The organism is Limnobacter sp. (assembly GCF_043511195.1).
Classification (GTDB): domain Bacteria; phylum Pseudomonadota; class Gammaproteobacteria; order Burkholderiales; family Burkholderiaceae_B; genus Limnobacter.
Map to the genome: position 1 here is coordinate 1025540 of NZ_CP121330.1, position 14395 is coordinate 1039934.

Below are 14395 nucleotides of genomic sequence, written 5' to 3' on the forward strand. Positions count from 1 at the left end.
TTATTTCACTTCAAGCGGTATGGGCGTTTCAACCCGTCGCCACGCACTGACCAGTGCCATCAAGCTGGCGGTGGTGATGTTGTCGTGAAAACCCACGCCAAATTTGCTGCCCGGCACATTCGGAACGCTCACTTCAATAATGGCCATGGCCTTTGATTTGGCACCTTGGCCTACACTGCGTTCTTCAAACCCAACAATGTCCATGGGCACACCAAGGGCTTGTACTGCGGCATCCAGCGGGCCGTTGCCCACGCCTTCAAGCCGTGTGGTTTCGCCATGCTGTTGCACGGTAATTTCAATGCCCTGGCCACCTTCTGCATCAAACACTTTGTGGCTGATGTAGCGCGGTTGGCTTTCATCATTTTGCAAATAGGTTTGTTCAAACAAGGCCCACAAGGCAGGCGATGTCATTTCCGCAGCCGTGTTGTCGCTGACCTTTTGCACCACTCCTGAAAACTCCACTTGCATGCGGCGTGGCATCACCACGCCATGTTCGCGTTCAAGAATGTAAGCAATGCCGCCTTTGCCCGACTGGCTGTTCACGCGGATCACGCTGTCGTAGGTGCGGCCCACATCGACCGGGTCAATGGGCAAATAGGGCACTTCCCAAATGGCATCGGGCTTTTGAATATCAAACCCTTTTTTAATTGCATCCTGGTGCGAACCGGAAAAGGCCGTGTACACCAAATCGCCCACATACGGGTGGCGGGGGTGAATGGGCAGTTGCGTGCAACTTTCTACCACGCGGGCCACGGCGTTGATGTCGGAAAAATCAAGGTTCGGGTGCACGCCTTGGGTGTACATGTTCAAGGCCAGGGTCACAATGTCGACGTTGCCGCAGCGTTCGCCATTGCCAAACAAACAGCCTTCCACACGTTGTGCGCCAGCCATCATCGCCAATTCAGCGGTGGCCACGCCGGTGCCACGGTCATTGTGTGGGTGCACGGAAAGCACCACATGTTCGCGACGCGCCAGGCGCCTGTCCATCCACTCAATTTGGTCGGCGAACACGTTGGGTGAGCTCCACTCCACCGTGGTGGGCAAGTTGATGATGATTTTGCGATTCGGGCCCGCTTCCCATGCCTCAATGGCGGTGTTGCAAGCCTGCAAGGCCACATCCAGTTCGGTCATGTTGAAACACTCGGGCGAGTACTGCAAAACCCATTGTGTTTCGGGGTGTGCATCGGTGAGCTCTTTCACTTTTTGCACACGTTTTTTTACCATGTCGATCACTTCTGGCACAGTCATGCGGAACACCGTATTTCTCCACACGGGTGCGGTGGAGTTGTAGATGTGGACGATGGCGCTTTTGGCACCAATCACCGATTCCACTGTTCGCTCGATAAGATCATCACGAGCCTGGGTCATGACCATGGGGGTAACGCCTGCCGGAATCAAATCATTGTTGATTAAATGCCGAACCACGTCGAAGTCGATTTGCGAGGCGGCGGGAAAGCCCACCTCGATCTCCTTGAAACCAATGCGCACCAATTCCTTGAAGAAGTCCAGTTTGGTGGCCACACTCATGGGCTCGAAAATCGCTTGGTTGCCGTCGCGCAAATCGGTGCTTAACCAGATCGGCGCATGTTCAATGGCCTTGTTGGGCCATGTTCTGTCGGGCAGGTCCACTTTGTAAGCGGGGCGATATTTGGTGGCGGGGTTCTTCAACATGCTGCATTGGCCTGAAACGTTAATCCATGAAATACAGTGTAGGTGCTTTGGTCTGGAATATGATTGCGTTTGTTGCTTTGATATTTCCATTTATTGGCAGATAATTGCGTATAAATTAAATTTTTAAGTGAAAAAATACAAATGCAAGAACTTGACCGCTATGACAAGCGAATTTTGACCCTGTTGCAGACCGATGGGCGCATGAGTAACCAAGACTTGGCCGACGCCATTGGTTTGTCGCCATCGCCGTGTTTGCGCCGTGTCAAAGCGCTGGAAGAAGCGGGGCTGATTACTGGTTACAGGGCTTTGGTGGATGCGAAAAAGTTGGGCTTCAGCCTGATGGCGCTGATTTACATTTCAATGGACCAACACACGCCTGAACGCTTCGCCAGTTTTGAGGGGGCCATTGGTGCAATACCGGAGGTGCTGGAATGCCTGCTGATTACCGGGCAGCAAGCAGACTACCAGTTGAAGGTGATCGTGGCCGACATGGACGGCTACCAGAATTTGTTGCTGAACAAAATTACCCGCATTAAAGGGGTAAGCGGTGTGCACACCAGCTTTGTGTTGCGCCGGGTCGTTGATAAAACCGAGGTGCCAGTAGGCTAACTTGAAAACTCAGTTTTGAAGCATGTTTTGAATCATCATGCCGCCGCCACCAATCAGCACGCCGAAGTAAACAATGGAGGCCAGATTGGCCAAGTGCCCCAGCAGCACGGCTGCACCATCGCGTTGAATCAGCCCCACAGCCAGAAACAGCAGCGCAATTCCGGGTACGGTGTTGGAAAACGGAATAAAGCCAAACGGTGCCATCAACAACACAGCGCCCAAAATCAAACCGCCGTCGTTGATGATGTTCATGCCATGGCCTGTGGTTAGCCAAGCCATGCGGTGGGGTTTGCTGATTTTTTCAAGGCGCGGAATCCACACCAAGCCTTTTTCAAGGGCGTTGCGCAGTTTGTCGGCGGGCAGGGCCCGTTCTTTGAAACGCTTGGGCAGCCATAAGGTGCGCCCGAAAATTCGGCTGATGCCGATCAGCAAAATGGCAGCGCCAAAAATGGTACTGACACCGGGAATCGACACGGGCACCATGAACACCAGCGTGAGAAACGCCACCAGCAGCAACATGCCATCTCGCCCTACCAAGTCAAGAATTTCGCCGAGGCTGACTGTGCTTGTTGGCAGTTGGGCAATGACTTGCTTGATTTGATCGCCCAATGGCAATTCTTCAAAATTCGGTGTGTTGTTCACTTCGGGTTTATTCAGTGAGGTTAGGCGAGCCAACATTGTGCCCATAAAAAAAGCCGCTGAACAAAGTTGCAGCGGCTTTTCTAAGGACTAACTTGCAACAGCGACTTACTCGTCGCCGCCCTTTGCAGCGCCAGCCTTGATTTTTACTGTAACAACGGACAAGTCTTGCTGGCCGTGGTTGGGGATGCTTACGCCTTCAGGGAACTGAAGTTCAGTCACGTGGATAGAGCGCTTGGTAACATCCAATACGCTGCAATCTACTGCGATGAATTCTGGCAGGTCTTTGGGCAAGCATTCGATTTCGATCTGGTTGGCTACAAAAGTAACCTGACCGGCATACAGCTTGACCGCTGGGCTTTCCAGGTGACCAGAATAGTGCAAAGGCACATTCATGTGGATTTTCTGGTTGCCGTCGATGCGCTGGAAGTCGATGTGCAGCAGCTGTGGCTTGTAAGGGTGTGACTGGAAGTCGCGCAACAAAACTTGCTCGGACTTGCCATCAATTTCCAGATCCAGAATGCTGGAGTGGAATTTTTCCTTTTGCAGGGCGTGCCACAGGGGGTTGTGCTCGATTTGCACAGCCTGAGCTTCCTGATTTGCGCCATAAACAATGCCAGGTACCTGGCCAGCACGACGCAGGCGGCGGCTCGCTCCGGAACCCTGCTCTGTGCGGGATGTTGCAACTACTTTCATGTTGATTCTCCAAATTTGACTTCACCGCGACCAGTGAAACCAAGTTATGCGGCACTTAAGGGCGACCGCAAAAAAGCCCGATAAATCTTAGTCAATAAACAGCGAACTGACTGAATCGGAACGAACAATGCGGCGAATGGTTTCAGCCAGCAGTTCATCAACGCTCAGTACACGAATTGTGTTGCTGTTGTTGGCCTCGTCAGACAAAGGAATGGTGTCGGTAACCACCAGTTCATCCAGATCCGATTCTTCAACACGCTGAATGGCACCACCCGACAAAACAGGGTGGGTACAGTACGCCACCACTTTCTTCGCGCCATTGGCTTTCAGGGCGGCCGCGGCTTTGCACAGTGTGTTGGCGGTGTCGACCATGTCATCCATGATCACGCAGGTGCGGTCTTTCACGTCGCCGATAATGTTCATGACCTCGGCCACATTGGCGCGGGGGCGACGCTTGTCGATAATCGCCAGGTCGCAGTTCAGGCGTTTGGCCAGTGCGCGGGCACGAACCACACCACCCACGTCGGGCGAAACCACCATCAGGTTGTCGAGGTTTTGTTTCCACACGTCGCCGAGCAACACGGGCGATGCGTAAATGTTGTCCACGGGAATGTCGAAAAACCCCTGGATTTGATCAGCGTGCAGGTCCATGGTCAGGACACGGTCTACACCCACAACCTGCAACATATTTGCGACCACTTTGGCGGTAATGGCCACTCGCGAAGAGCGCACGCGGCGATCTTGGCGGGCATAGCCAAAGTAGGGAATTGCAGCGGTAATGCGGCCGGCTGATGCGCGCTTGAGCGCGTCGATCATGACCATCATTTCCATGAGATTGTCGTTGGTGGGGGCGCAGGTGGACTGCAGCACGAACACGTCTTTGCCGCGCACGTTTTCGTTGATCTCGACCATGACTTCACCGTCTGAGAAACGACCTACGGTGGCTTTGCCCAGCGGAATGTTCAGCTGCTTGGCCACTGATTCGGCCAATGCAGGGTTCGCATTGCCAGTGAAGATCATTAAACTGCTGTCGGTTGCCATTGTTTACCCCAGGGCTTGACGTGTGCGTTGGCGAAATAAAAAAGGGCCAACCTGTGGCTGGCCCTTTGGTTTTGGCAGGGGAGGAAGGACTCGAACCCTCGCATGCCGGAATCAAAATCCGGTGCCTTGACCAACTTGGCGACTCCCCTAAAACTTTTATCGATTCAGCCGGATTTAAGCTGGCATTCAAACCACTGCCCTTGCTGCAATTCAGGTGCATCGGCGACTGCTGCCACGGCGTTGCTGAGCTGGCTTGGGCTGGCAAACAAAGCAAACATGGCGGAACCGGAACCTGACATTCGAATCAATTGCGGGTTGAATTTTGCAACACAGTTTGAGAAAACACCAAATTGATGCTCCCATTCCGGGTAGTTGCGAGACACAACAGCTTGCAAAGCATTCTGTGTGTGGGCCTGTAAACAAGCCATCAACTCACTATTCATTCGGCTGGCCGAATCGAAGACCGCTATTTTGACGTCACTTGAGTTGCGTGTCAATTGCGGATCGCTAAATATTTTGGGCGTGGGGCAAGAAAGTAGTGGTTTGTAGACAATTAAATGCCCGGAAATGCCCTGAATCGGGGTGATGCGCTCGCCAATTCCTTCCACAAAAGCACAGTTGTCCTGAAGAAAGAAGGGAACATCTGCGCCCAAGGTCAACCCGATCGCAGCCAATTGTTCGGGCGAGACCGGGTAATTGTGGTGTTGTTGCAGCAAACGGAGCACGGTTGCTGCATTGCTGCTTCCCCCGCCCAGCCCGGCTTGTTCAGGTACTTGTTTGCTCACCTGAATGATGACTTGGTAAGCCATGCCCAAATTCGCATGGGTATAAAAGGCCTTGCAGGCACGAACGGTCAGGTCGACTTCGCCTGGGATGTGGGTAAGATCGCCGCTTCGTTGAATGACAAGTTGGCCGGTGGGGCTGGGTTGTACGGTAATTGTCAGCTGATCACCCAGCGTAATGGGGCAAAAAATGCTCTGAAGCAGGTGGTAGCCATCGTCTCGTCGGCCCGTGATGTGCAAAAACAAATTGATTTTCGCCGGGGAAAAGGCCGAGCGCTTCGCCGTGTCGGAAATGTTCACGTTTTACTTGCCCAAGGTGCCCTGAGGAATCAGGTCAATGCGACCCGAGGTATTGTTTTCGACAAACACCACGCGGTAACGACCATTTTGATTTTCCCAGGCCCAGTTGGTGGGCAAGGTGGGTAATTCATTGGGGTTGGGATTTTCCATCCATTGCACCAGGGCTTCGGCAGGCAATTCGACTGGAAACATCAGGTCGAACAGGCTTTGCCAGTCTTTGGCCAAATACACACGACCATCTGCAGCCCGCACTTCGTAAAAACTACCCAAGCGCTTTGCACTGCCCAGCGAGGGCCCCAAGGTGGAGTTGACCTCCAGGTAAGCAATTTCAGGGGCCTGGCTTGGGCCTGTGCGGCCAGATCGCCATTCATAGGTGCCTGAAATGGAATCGGCTTCAATTTTGCCGTCGGGCTGTTCAACTTTCCAGATCAGCCCGAAGCGCCCGTAATGGCAACTGGACTGAATCGACTTGCAATCGACTTCAGTGCTTGAGTCTCGACCCAAGGTGCTGCACGCACCCAAGCTTGCGCTGATCAAGCCGATGCAGGCCAGGCGCAGTGTTGATAAAGCCATGAACTTAAATTTCCTCAAGCCGTTGAACCAGTTTTTTCAATGCTTTGCTGTCGGGGTAACGAACGGTTAACTGTTCGCCCAGTTGACGTGCTTCCTCTTTTTTGCCCGATTTCGCCAAAACCTCGAGCAAGTGAAGCCCGATTTCCTCATCCTGACGCATTTCGAAGGCTTTTTTCAAGGTGGCTTCGGCACTGTCCAGTTTGCCCAGGCGGTAATGTACCCAGCCCAGTGAATCAAGAATGAAGGGGTCGTTGGGAGCAAGTTCAACTGCCTTTTTAATTAACTCATAGGCTTCTTCCAGCCGAACATTGTTCTCGGCCCAGGTGTAGCCCAAGGCGTTGTAGCCGTGTGGGTTTTCCGGGCGAATCGCAATGAGTCGTTTCAGGAATTGCTCAACACGAGGCAGGTCGTCCTGTCGTTCGGCGACCATGGCGCGTTCGTAGAGCAGGTCGGGTTGGTCGGGAAAACTCAGCAATGCCAGCTCAAGCTCTGTGGCCGCCTCGGCAGGTGCTTTCTGCGATTCGGCCAGTTGTGATTTTGCCAGGGCCAGGCGCACAGATTCGTCTTCGTTTTTTGGCTTGAACTGGTTGAGCACCCGCTTGGCTGTTAAGGCATTGCCCTGTTTTTCAAACAAGGCAGATTTCTTGAGTTGAACATCCAGGTTGTCGGCCGCATTGGGGACTGTATCCAGCCACTTCAGGGCAGCCACATAGTCTTTCCGTTCAAGCGCCATGTCGGAAAGCGTGGCGTGAATCAGTGTTTCGTTCTGACGTTCTGCCGGTGCGGTTTTGGCCAGATAAATCTTGAAGTGCTGTTCGGCGGCTTTGTACTCTTTTAGCTGGGTTAATACAAAGCCCTGGCTGGAGTACAGCGGAATGTTGTCAGGTTGCAGCGTGATCATTTCTGCAAAACGTTGCCGTGCTTGTGGCCATTGCCCAAGCTGGGTGTGGTTGCGGGCCAGGTATAGCCGTGCACCAAACCAGTTGGGGTGCAGTTGGGCTTGTTCGTTGACCAGCTGCATGGCTGCGTCCAGATTACCGTCGCGTTTTTCCATGAACTGGGCCAGCAGCACGTAAAAACGTTCTTGGGGCGATTTACGCAGCACATTTTCCATGTGCCCCACTGCCTGTGGGTACAGCTCGGAGTTGTTGGCCAGTTGGGCCAGCAATGTTTGCGCTTCAAGGTCGTCGGGATTGTTGCCGAATAGTTCGATCCCGGTTTGGTAGGCTTTGTTTTTGTCGGGAATGCGTTGCAGCATGTCCAGTGCAATTTTTTCTGCGCCAGCACCACCGAGTCCCGGATTGGATTTCTCGGCGGCCTGGATGTCTGCCAGAAATGCCTTGAGTGCGGGCATGGCTTCATCGACACGGTTGGTGCCCAATTGCAGCAACATGATGGAACGGTTGGCTTGTTTGTCGTCGGGGGAAAGTTCAGACCATACCTGAGCAGCATTCAGAGCCAGATCCAGCTGCCCCTCTGCCAGGCTGATTTCGACGGCGCGCTTGGCAAGGTTCGGGTCGCGCTGTTGTTTGGCCGCTTCGGTGTAGGCCAGTGCGGCAGAATAAGTGTCACCGCGCTGGCTCGCAATTTCTGCGGTGAGCAAGGCAAACAGGGGGTCTTGTTTGACCATTTCGGCCACACGGGCTTCATAGGCTTTTTGCTCGGCAGACATTTGCTGCTGCCTTGGTTCGCCCTGTTCGGCTGGAACAGTGGCGCAACCGGTGGTCAGGCTGGCGGCCAGAAAAAATACCGGGCCTGCGATGGTCCATTTAAAACAAGTCATACTGTTGAACCCAAAGAAAACTGGTGAATCCACATTCATTTTTATCACATTAACAGATGCGCGTGCGCGCTTTAGCTTATGCCTGAATTACCCGAGGTAGAAATCACCAAAAGAGGCGTAGACCTTCATTTTACAGGGCACCGCCTGCTTGCTTGTACCGTGCGGCAACCGCGCTTGCGCTGGCCTGTGCCTGAGGAGGTGCAAAGTTGTGTGAAGCACATATTGCGAAGTGTTGAGCGCCGATCGAAATACATGCTGATGGATTTTGGTGAACAGGTGTTGGTGGTGCATTTGGGCATGTCGGGGTCCATGAAAATTGTCAGTGCTCAAACCCCTTGGGAAAAGCACGACCACATTGAATGGAATTTCGGTGAAAAGGTCCTTCGATACAACGACCCGCGCCGGTTCGGCAGTGTGGAGTATGTGAGCAAGGCACCCGGTTGGGAGCATGCTTTTGTTCGTTTTTCGAAGTTAGGTCCCGAGCCTTTTAGCGATCTTTTCACGCCCGAGTCATTTTTCAAGGCGACGCGGGGCAAAAAGGTGTCGATCAAAGCCTTGTTGCTCAGCGGCCTGGCGGTGGTGGGTGTGGGCAATATTTACGCTTGCGAGGCCTTGTTTCGCAGTGCAATTCGACCGGGTAAGGCAGCAGGCCGTTTGAGTCGGGCTGAAGTTTCGGCCTTGCATGCGGCAGTGGTCGCTGTACTGGCGGAGGCCATTGAGCGCGGCGGTTCAACTTTGCGTAACTTTCAGGCCATTGATGGTGAGTTGGGGCATTTTCAGTTGCATTGTGATGTCTATGGCCGCGAGGGGCAGCTTTGTAAGCGCTGTGGGGCCACGGTGAAACGCCGTGTGATGAACCAGCGCAGCACCTTTTATTGCGCAGGGTGCCAGAAATGATTCCTTTGAAAGGAGAGGTTTTTGCCGGGGTGCTGGTGCGTTGGCAAAAGCAGCATGGTCGACAAACCTTGCCGTGGCAGCACACGGGCGATGCCTACAAGGTGTGGCTTAGCGAGGTGATGTTGCAGCAAACCCAGGTGACCACGGTATTGGCTTACTACGCGCGTTTTTTGCAGGCTTACCCCACGGTTGCAGATTTGGCGGCAGCACCCGAGCAAGAGGTGATGCAGTTGTGGGCGGGTTTGGGTTATTACACGCGTGCCCGTAATTTGCATGCGTGCGCAAAGCAGGTGGTGGCCCGGTTTGGCGGGCAGTTTCCGCGCACTGTGGCCGAGCTTGAAAGTTTGCCCGGCATTGGCCAGTCTACGGCAGGTGCAATTGCCTCCCTGGCCTATGAAGTACCCGCCCCTATTCTTGATGGCAATGTGAAGCGTGTGTTTTGCAGGTACTACGGTGTCGAGGGTTACCCGGAACAAAGTTCGATTAAAAAAAACTTGTGGGCAATTGCCAGCGACAATGTGCCAGCCCAGCAAGCTGGCGTTTACAACCAGGCCTTGATGGACCTTGGGGCCACTTGCTGTGTGCCACGTAACCCGGCTTGTTCAGCATGCCCATTGATACCAAGCTGCGTGGCCTTGCGCAAAGGCATGGTGGGTTTGCTGCCCACACCGAAGCCCAAAAAGCCCCGGCCTGAATTGTATTTTCTGGGTTTGATTGTGGAAGACGAACGCGGCGCTGTGTGGCTGGAGCTGCAAACAGCAAAGGGTGTGTGGCAAGGCTTGTGGACAACGCCGGTTGCGGCATGCAGCAGTCAGCCGGAGTGGCCTGAATTGAATGCGTGTGTTCAGCCATGGCTTGACGATTACGGTCTGAAAGTGTTCAAGGCCGACATTTACACACAGTTAACCCAGCTTGCGAACCAGCCTTGGCTGGTGCACGAATTAACGCATCGCAAAATGCATTTCAAGGTGGTGCATGTGAAGGTGCCTGGTGTTTGGGCGCAATGCCATGCTGTCACTGACAAGCCTGTGCCCAAAATTGTGCACAAACTGTTGGATCAAGTGAAGGTGTTAGCCCAGGCTCCGGTGTCGCAACAAAACACTCTCGATCTCGGATAAAGGGGTATTGGTAAACCGCTTGGCCAGCGTTTCGGCCACATACACCGAGCGGTGTTGCCCGCCGGTGCAGCCAATGGCCACAGTCACATAGCTACGCTGCTCATTCAGGTACGAGGGCAACCACTTTCGCAAATAGGTTTCGATGTCGTTGATGAGGGCCTCACTGCGCGTGTCGGTTTGAATGTAGCGTTGCACTTCCACGTCTTTGCCTGTCAGCGGGCGAAGGTTTTTGTCGTAGTAGGGGTTGCTCAGGCAACGGACATCAAACACCAGGTCGGCATCGCTGGGCAGGCCTTTTTTAAAGCCAAAAGTTTCAAACACCAAAGTGAGTCTGGCCGATTCTTCTTCCACTGTTTCCAGTACCCAGCGGCGCAGCACATTGGGTTGCAAGGCGGAAGTGTCAATGCAACTGGCAATGTTTCGCAGCGGCTCAAGTGCTTCTCTTTCCGCGTCCACGCATTCTTGCACGGTGGCTTGTTCGCCCAGGCGTGTGCTCATGGGGTGGCGCCTGCGGCTTTCCGAATAACGGGTAATCAGTGTTTCGTCGTCGGCATCCAGAAACAGAATACGCACATCGGTGCCGGCGGTTTTCAGGGTGTGAACAATCTGGGGCACATCGATGATGTCGCGCCCGGTGCGGGCATCGGCCGCAATGGCAATTTGACTAATGCCTTCGGAGGACAAACGTTGAATGACCTGCGGTATGAAAGAAGGGGGCAGGTTGTCGACGCAGTAAAAGTGCGAATCTTCCAGCGCGCGAATTGCGACTGATTTGCCAGAGCCGGACAAGCCGGTGACCAATACAACTTTCATGTCAGTCATGGCCCATGTCCGTTTCAGTGTCGGGGTCGACTTGAAGGTGGTCAATGCCACCGAGTTCACTGAGCATGGCTTTTTGTTGCCGCACCATGAACTCGTCGAGCGTATTAATGCCCCGCATTTGCAAAATGGTGTTGCGCACCGCAGCTTCCAGCAAAACTGCAAGGTTTCGGCCCGCGGCCACGGGCAAGATGGCTTTGCGAATGGGTAGTCCAAGCACTTCCTGGAATTGCGGTTCGGTGACCAGTCGTTCCTGATGCAATTCCAAAGACGCTTTGCGCACCAAATGCACAATCAGCTTGAGCCGCATTTTACGGCGCACTGCCGTTTCACCAAAAATTGCCTTGATGTCGAGCAGCCCAACCCCACGCACTTCCATCAAGTTGCGGATCAATTCGGGGCAACGGCCTTCAATAAGGTTGGGGGCCACGCGCGAGAATTCCACCACGTCGTTGGCCACCAAGCCATGGCCGCGAGAAATCAATTCAAGACCGAGTTCGCTTTTGCCCAATCCCGATTCACCACAAATGAGCACGCCCATGCCGAGCACGTCCATAAACACGCCGTGCATCATGGTGGTGGGGGCCAGCCATTTGTTGATGTACACGCGCAGAAAGTCGATAATTTCTGCGGCAGACAGCGGTGTGGCCAGCAACGGGATGTTGGATTCGTCGCAAGCCGCTTTGAGCAATGCGTGTGGCTGAAAAGATTCGGCGACGATGATGGCGGGAGGGTCGCCTTCGATCAGTTTATCAATTTGATGTTTTTTGCGAGCATCGCTGATGCGGGCGAAGTATTCGATTTCCTGGCGACCAAAAACCTGGATACGGCCAGGGTGAATGGTGTTGAGGTGACCTACGAGATCGGAGGATGCGAAGCACTGAAGATCAAGGTGACGATCACCACCGTTTAAACCGGCAAGCCAGTCGAGTTTGAGTTTGTTGCGGTTGGCTTCGATCAGTTCTTTCAGTTGCTTCACAGGCTTAACTCGCGGGTTGGTAAGGCTCCCAGTTGGCGATCAATTGGTGAGTGGCACCAGGATCGGATTCTGTCATGAGTTTCTCACGGAAATCCTTGTCAGACAGCATTTGAGCCAGTTCTGACAGTATATCCAGATGATGCTGGTTTGCGCTTTCAGGCACCAGCAAAAACATGAGTAGCTTGACGGGTTGGCCGTCAGGGGCATCAAACGGAATGGGATCTTGCACACGCACAAGGCTGGCGATGGGTTCGCGCAGGCCTTTGATGCGGCCATGCGGCACCGCCACCTGCTGGCCAAGGCCAGTGGAGCCCAAACGCTCACGCGCAAAAAGACTGTCGAACACCTTGGACCGTGCAATGCCCTGGTTGTTTTCAAAGACCAGTCCGGCCTGTTCAAACACGCGCTTTTTGCTGGTGACCTGTGTGTCCAACAATATGTTGGATGGTGGAAGTAGATTTGCGATCAAGTTCATCGCTGTTGATTCCTGAGACCCGCTTCTAATCGTGGGGCCGATTATACGCCATAAAAACACAAAAGGCGGATTGAAGTCCGCCTTTTGAATTTCCCTGAAATTACAGTGGTTTATTCAGCTTCTTCTACCACTTGGTGTTTTATGGGCGTGTGATTGTGATTGGTAAGTTTGTCTTTGTGCCGCAATACCTGGCGATCGAGTTTGTCGGCCAGCGCATCAATGGCTGCGTAGAGGTTTTCATGACTTGATTCAGCGTGTATGTCTTTGCCGCGAACGTGCAGCGTAACATCTGCCCTTTGAACCAGCTTGACCACCGAGATGGTCACCGATGCATCAATGACGTGATCAAAATGCCTTTTCACCCGGTCCAGTTTTTCAATTACATAATTTCGAATAGCTGGGGTAACTTCCAGATGATGACCATTGATGTTCAAGTTCATAAGGTATCTCCTTTCGTTGCTGCGGGGGGAAGCTTTAACTTTAAAGCGACTTACGCATGTTCACCGGGGGTATTTTCAGTGATTCCCGGTATTTAGCGACCGTGCGTCTTGCGACCACGATGCCCTGTTGACCGAGTAGGTCGGCGATTTGGCTGTCAGATATCGGCTGCTTGGCGTCCTCCGCAGAAATCAGTTGCTTGATGAGTGCACGGATGGCCGTGCTGGAAGCTTGCCCACCTGAATCGGTGGAAACATGACTTCCGAAGAAATACTTTAGCTCAACCAACCCATAGGGCGTCAACATATATTTTTGCGTGGTAACCCTTGACACGGTCGATTCATGCAGTCCCAGTAAATCAGCAATTTCCCGCAGAACCAAGGGTTGCATTGCGATTTCGCCATGATTGAAGTAGCCGATTTGTCGTTCTACGATCGCTTGGCTCACCCGTAAAATAGTGTCAAATCGCTGTTGAACGTTTTTTAAGAGCCACCGGGCCTCTTGAAGTTGCGCGCTGAGTTGTGCGCTTTGACCACGGTGAGACCTCAGGATCGAGGCGTACATTTCATTGATTCGAATTTTGGGCATCACATCGGGGTTGAGCTGCACATGCCATTGTCCACTGAGTTTTTTAACAATGACATCGGGCACCACATGATCGTCGTCAATGCGCCGAAAGCGCGCGCCGGGAAAAGGTTCTAGCGAGCGGATTATTTGATGGCAGATCTTTAAAGTGTCTTCGTCGACATTCAGGGCTTTCTTCAGTTTGGTGAAGTCACGCTGGGCGAGCAAACTCAAATGGTCGCGGATAATGTGTTGGCAGTTGCCGTACAGGTTTGTTTGGCAAGTAATGTCCCGGCGCTGGGCCAGTTGCAGCAACAGGCACTCTGCCGCATTGCGTGCGCCCACGCCGGGTGGGTCGAAGCTTTGCAGCAGGCGCAGTGCCGCGCTCAGTTCTTCAAACTCCAGGTCGGGTTCGTCCTGCAAGGTTTCCCACAGGTCTTCAAGTTCAACGGTCAGGTAGCCATCGTCGCTAAGGTAGTCGATCAGCCACAGCACCAGGTTTTTGTCGCGTTCGCTGGCCTGCGTCATGCGCAGCTGGTCGATGAGGTGCTGGTGCAGGCTGCTGTCGGGCGCAGCCAGTTGAAGGCCGGGTTTTTCTTCGTCGCCATCGGCACCTGCGCCGCTGTTGTCGCGCCAGTCACCTTCCCAGTTGTCCTGAATGGAGTCGATGGTCTCGCGTTGAACAATTTCTTCGCTTTGGTTGTCTTGTTCAGCTTGTTGATCGCTGACGGGCTCACTGGCTTTGCGTGGGTCCGGTTCGGCTTCGAAGCTGTCGCCCTGTGGCTCGTGCAATTCGCCATTGCTGCTGTCCAGGCTGAGTGTACGTTCGCCTTCAACAGCCTCTTCATCGGCCAGCTCGAGTAGCGGGTTTTCGGCCAGTGCCTGTTGAATTTCCTGCTGCAGTTCGAGTGTGGACAGTTGCAGCAATCGAATGGATTGCTGAAGCTGCGGCGTGAGCGTGAGATTTTGGGAAACTTTAAGCTGAAGGGATTGTTTCATGGGGGCTCAGCT

Annotated in this window: 15 protein-coding genes and 1 tRNA gene; 3 read left to right on the forward strand and 13 right to left on the reverse strand. The window is 53.5% G+C overall.

Features of this window, described 5'->3' with window-relative positions; translation table 11 throughout:
• Complete coding sequence (gene leuA / locus P0D43_RS04960) at positions 1 to 1671, reverse strand: 2-isopropylmalate synthase (RefSeq protein WP_394673418.1); 1671 nt, start codon at positions 1669 to 1671, stop codon at positions 1 to 3.
• Positions 1672 to 1812: 141 nt separating this feature from the next.
• On the opposite strand from leuA, the gene P0D43_RS04965 reads away from it, so the two are divergent.
• Positions 1813 to 2280: an Lrp/AsnC family transcriptional regulator gene (locus P0D43_RS04965; protein WP_159568141.1), complete on the forward strand. Its 468-nt coding sequence runs from the start codon at positions 1813 to 1815 to the stop codon at positions 2278 to 2280.
• A 9-nt stretch (positions 2281 to 2289) separates the two neighbouring features.
• Here P0D43_RS04965 and P0D43_RS04970 read toward each other — a convergent pair whose 3' ends face one another.
• From P0D43_RS04970 to P0D43_RS05000, 7 genes are all read right to left on the reverse strand, one after another.
• Positions 2290 to 2967 (reverse strand): exopolysaccharide biosynthesis protein, encoded by a 678-nt coding sequence (locus tag P0D43_RS04970; protein ID WP_394673419.1) that lies wholly within the window; start codon positions 2965 to 2967, stop codon positions 2290 to 2292.
• A gap of 60 nt (positions 2968 to 3027) precedes the next feature.
• Complete coding sequence (locus P0D43_RS04975) at positions 3028 to 3615, reverse strand: 50S ribosomal protein L25/general stress protein Ctc (RefSeq protein WP_159568142.1); 588 nt, start codon at positions 3613 to 3615, stop codon at positions 3028 to 3030.
• A gap of 87 nt (positions 3616 to 3702) precedes the next feature.
• Complete coding sequence (locus P0D43_RS04980) at positions 3703 to 4656, reverse strand: ribose-phosphate diphosphokinase (RefSeq protein ID WP_159568143.1); 954 nt, start codon at positions 4654 to 4656, stop codon at positions 3703 to 3705.
• A 72-nt stretch (positions 4657 to 4728) separates the two neighbouring features.
• A tRNA-Gln gene (locus tag P0D43_RS04985) sits at positions 4729 to 4805 on the reverse strand.
• Between the two features lie 15 nt (positions 4806 to 4820).
• Complete coding sequence (gene ispE, locus P0D43_RS04990; protein ID WP_159568144.1) at positions 4821 to 5738, reverse strand: 4-(cytidine 5'-diphospho)-2-C-methyl-D-erythritol kinase; 918 nt, start codon at positions 5736 to 5738, stop codon at positions 4821 to 4823.
• Between the two features lie 3 nt (positions 5739 to 5741).
• Positions 5742 to 6311 carry a hypothetical protein gene (locus P0D43_RS04995; RefSeq protein WP_159568145.1) on the reverse strand — a complete coding sequence of 190 codons (570 nt, stop codon included), beginning with the start codon at positions 6309 to 6311 and terminating at the stop codon, positions 5742 to 5744.
• Positions 6312 to 6315: 4 nt separating this feature from the next.
• On the reverse strand, positions 6316 to 8094 hold the full coding sequence (locus P0D43_RS05000; RefSeq protein WP_394673420.1) for a tetratricopeptide repeat protein: 1779 nt from the start codon (positions 8092 to 8094) through the stop codon (positions 6316 to 6318).
• A gap of 78 nt (positions 8095 to 8172) precedes the next feature.
• On the opposite strand from P0D43_RS05000, the gene mutM reads away from it, so the two are divergent.
• Together mutM and mutY are read left to right on the forward strand one after the other, a co-directional pair.
• Positions 8173 to 8991: a bifunctional DNA-formamidopyrimidine glycosylase/DNA-(apurinic or apyrimidinic site) lyase gene (gene mutM, locus P0D43_RS05005; protein WP_159568147.1), complete on the forward strand. Its 819-nt coding sequence runs from the start codon at positions 8173 to 8175 to the stop codon at positions 8989 to 8991.
• Complete coding sequence (gene mutY, locus P0D43_RS05010) at positions 8988 to 10109, forward strand: A/G-specific adenine glycosylase (RefSeq protein WP_394673421.1); 1122 nt, start codon at positions 8988 to 8990, stop codon at positions 10107 to 10109. The genes mutM and mutY overlap by 4 nt, the downstream gene beginning before the upstream one ends.
• Here mutY and rapZ read toward each other — a convergent pair.
• The 5 genes from rapZ to P0D43_RS05035 form a co-directional block, all read right to left on the reverse strand.
• Positions 10062 to 10931 carry an RNase adapter RapZ gene (gene rapZ, locus P0D43_RS05015; RefSeq protein WP_159568149.1) on the reverse strand — a complete coding sequence of 290 codons (870 nt, stop codon included), beginning with the start codon at positions 10929 to 10931 and terminating at the stop codon, positions 10062 to 10064. The two genes, mutY and rapZ, sit on opposite strands and share 48 nt — an antisense overlap.
• Positions 10924 to 11907 carry an HPr(Ser) kinase/phosphatase gene (gene hprK, locus P0D43_RS05020; protein ID WP_394673422.1) on the reverse strand — a complete coding sequence of 328 codons (984 nt, stop codon included), beginning with the start codon at positions 11905 to 11907 and terminating at the stop codon, positions 10924 to 10926. The genes rapZ and hprK overlap by 8 nt, the downstream gene beginning before the upstream one ends.
• 4 nt (positions 11908 to 11911) lie before the next feature.
• Positions 11912 to 12382, reverse strand: a complete 471-nt coding sequence (locus P0D43_RS05025) for a PTS sugar transporter subunit IIA (protein WP_040512070.1) — start codon at positions 12380 to 12382, stop codon at positions 11912 to 11914.
• A 110-nt stretch (positions 12383 to 12492) separates the two neighbouring features.
• Positions 12493 to 12822, reverse strand: coding sequence for a ribosome hibernation-promoting factor, HPF/YfiA family (gene hpf / locus P0D43_RS05030; protein WP_159568151.1), 330 nt, complete (start codon positions 12820 to 12822; stop codon positions 12493 to 12495).
• Between the two features lie 40 nt (positions 12823 to 12862).
• Positions 12863 to 14383, reverse strand: coding sequence for an RNA polymerase factor sigma-54 (locus P0D43_RS05035; protein ID WP_159568152.1), 1521 nt, complete (start codon positions 14381 to 14383; stop codon positions 12863 to 12865).
• Between the last annotated feature and the right edge of the window lie 12 nt (positions 14384 to 14395).

Coding starts and splice junctions, on each gene's coding strand:
- P0D43_RS05000 (WP_394673420.1), bottom strand. CDS start 8,094: ATGACTTGTTTTAAATGGACCATCGCAGGCCCGGTATTTTTTCTGGCC.
- P0D43_RS04970 (WP_394673419.1), bottom strand. CDS start 2,967: ATGGGCACAATGTTGGCTCGCCTAACCTCACTGAATAAACCCGAAGTG.
- hpf (WP_159568151.1), bottom strand. CDS start 12,822: ATGAACTTGAACATCAATGGTCATCATCTGGAAGTTACCCCAGCTATT.
- rapZ (WP_159568149.1), bottom strand. CDS start 10,931: ATGACTGACATGAAAGTTGTATTGGTCACCGGCTTGTCCGGCTCTGGC.
- mutM (WP_159568147.1), top strand. CDS start 8,173: ATGCCTGAATTACCCGAGGTAGAAATCACCAAAAGAGGCGTAGACCTT.
- P0D43_RS04980 (WP_159568143.1), bottom strand. CDS start 4,656: ATGGCAACCGACAGCAGTTTAATGATCTTCACTGGCAATGCGAACCCT.
- leuA (WP_394673418.1), bottom strand. CDS start 1,671: ATGTTGAAGAACCCCGCCACCAAATATCGCCCCGCTTACAAAGTGGAC.
- P0D43_RS04965 (WP_159568141.1), top strand. CDS start 1,813: ATGCAAGAACTTGACCGCTATGACAAGCGAATTTTGACCCTGTTGCAG.
- P0D43_RS04975 (WP_159568142.1), bottom strand. CDS start 3,615: ATGAAAGTAGTTGCAACATCCCGCACAGAGCAGGGTTCCGGAGCGAGC.
- P0D43_RS05035 (WP_159568152.1), bottom strand. CDS start 14,383: ATGAAACAATCCCTTCAGCTTAAAGTTTCCCAAAATCTCACGCTCACG.
- mutY (WP_394673421.1), top strand. CDS start 8,988: ATGATTCCTTTGAAAGGAGAGGTTTTTGCCGGGGTGCTGGTGCGTTGG.
- P0D43_RS04995 (WP_159568145.1), bottom strand. CDS start 6,311: ATGGCTTTATCAACACTGCGCCTGGCCTGCATCGGCTTGATCAGCGCA.
- P0D43_RS05025 (WP_040512070.1), bottom strand. CDS start 12,382: ATGAACTTGATCGCAAATCTACTTCCACCATCCAACATATTGTTGGAC.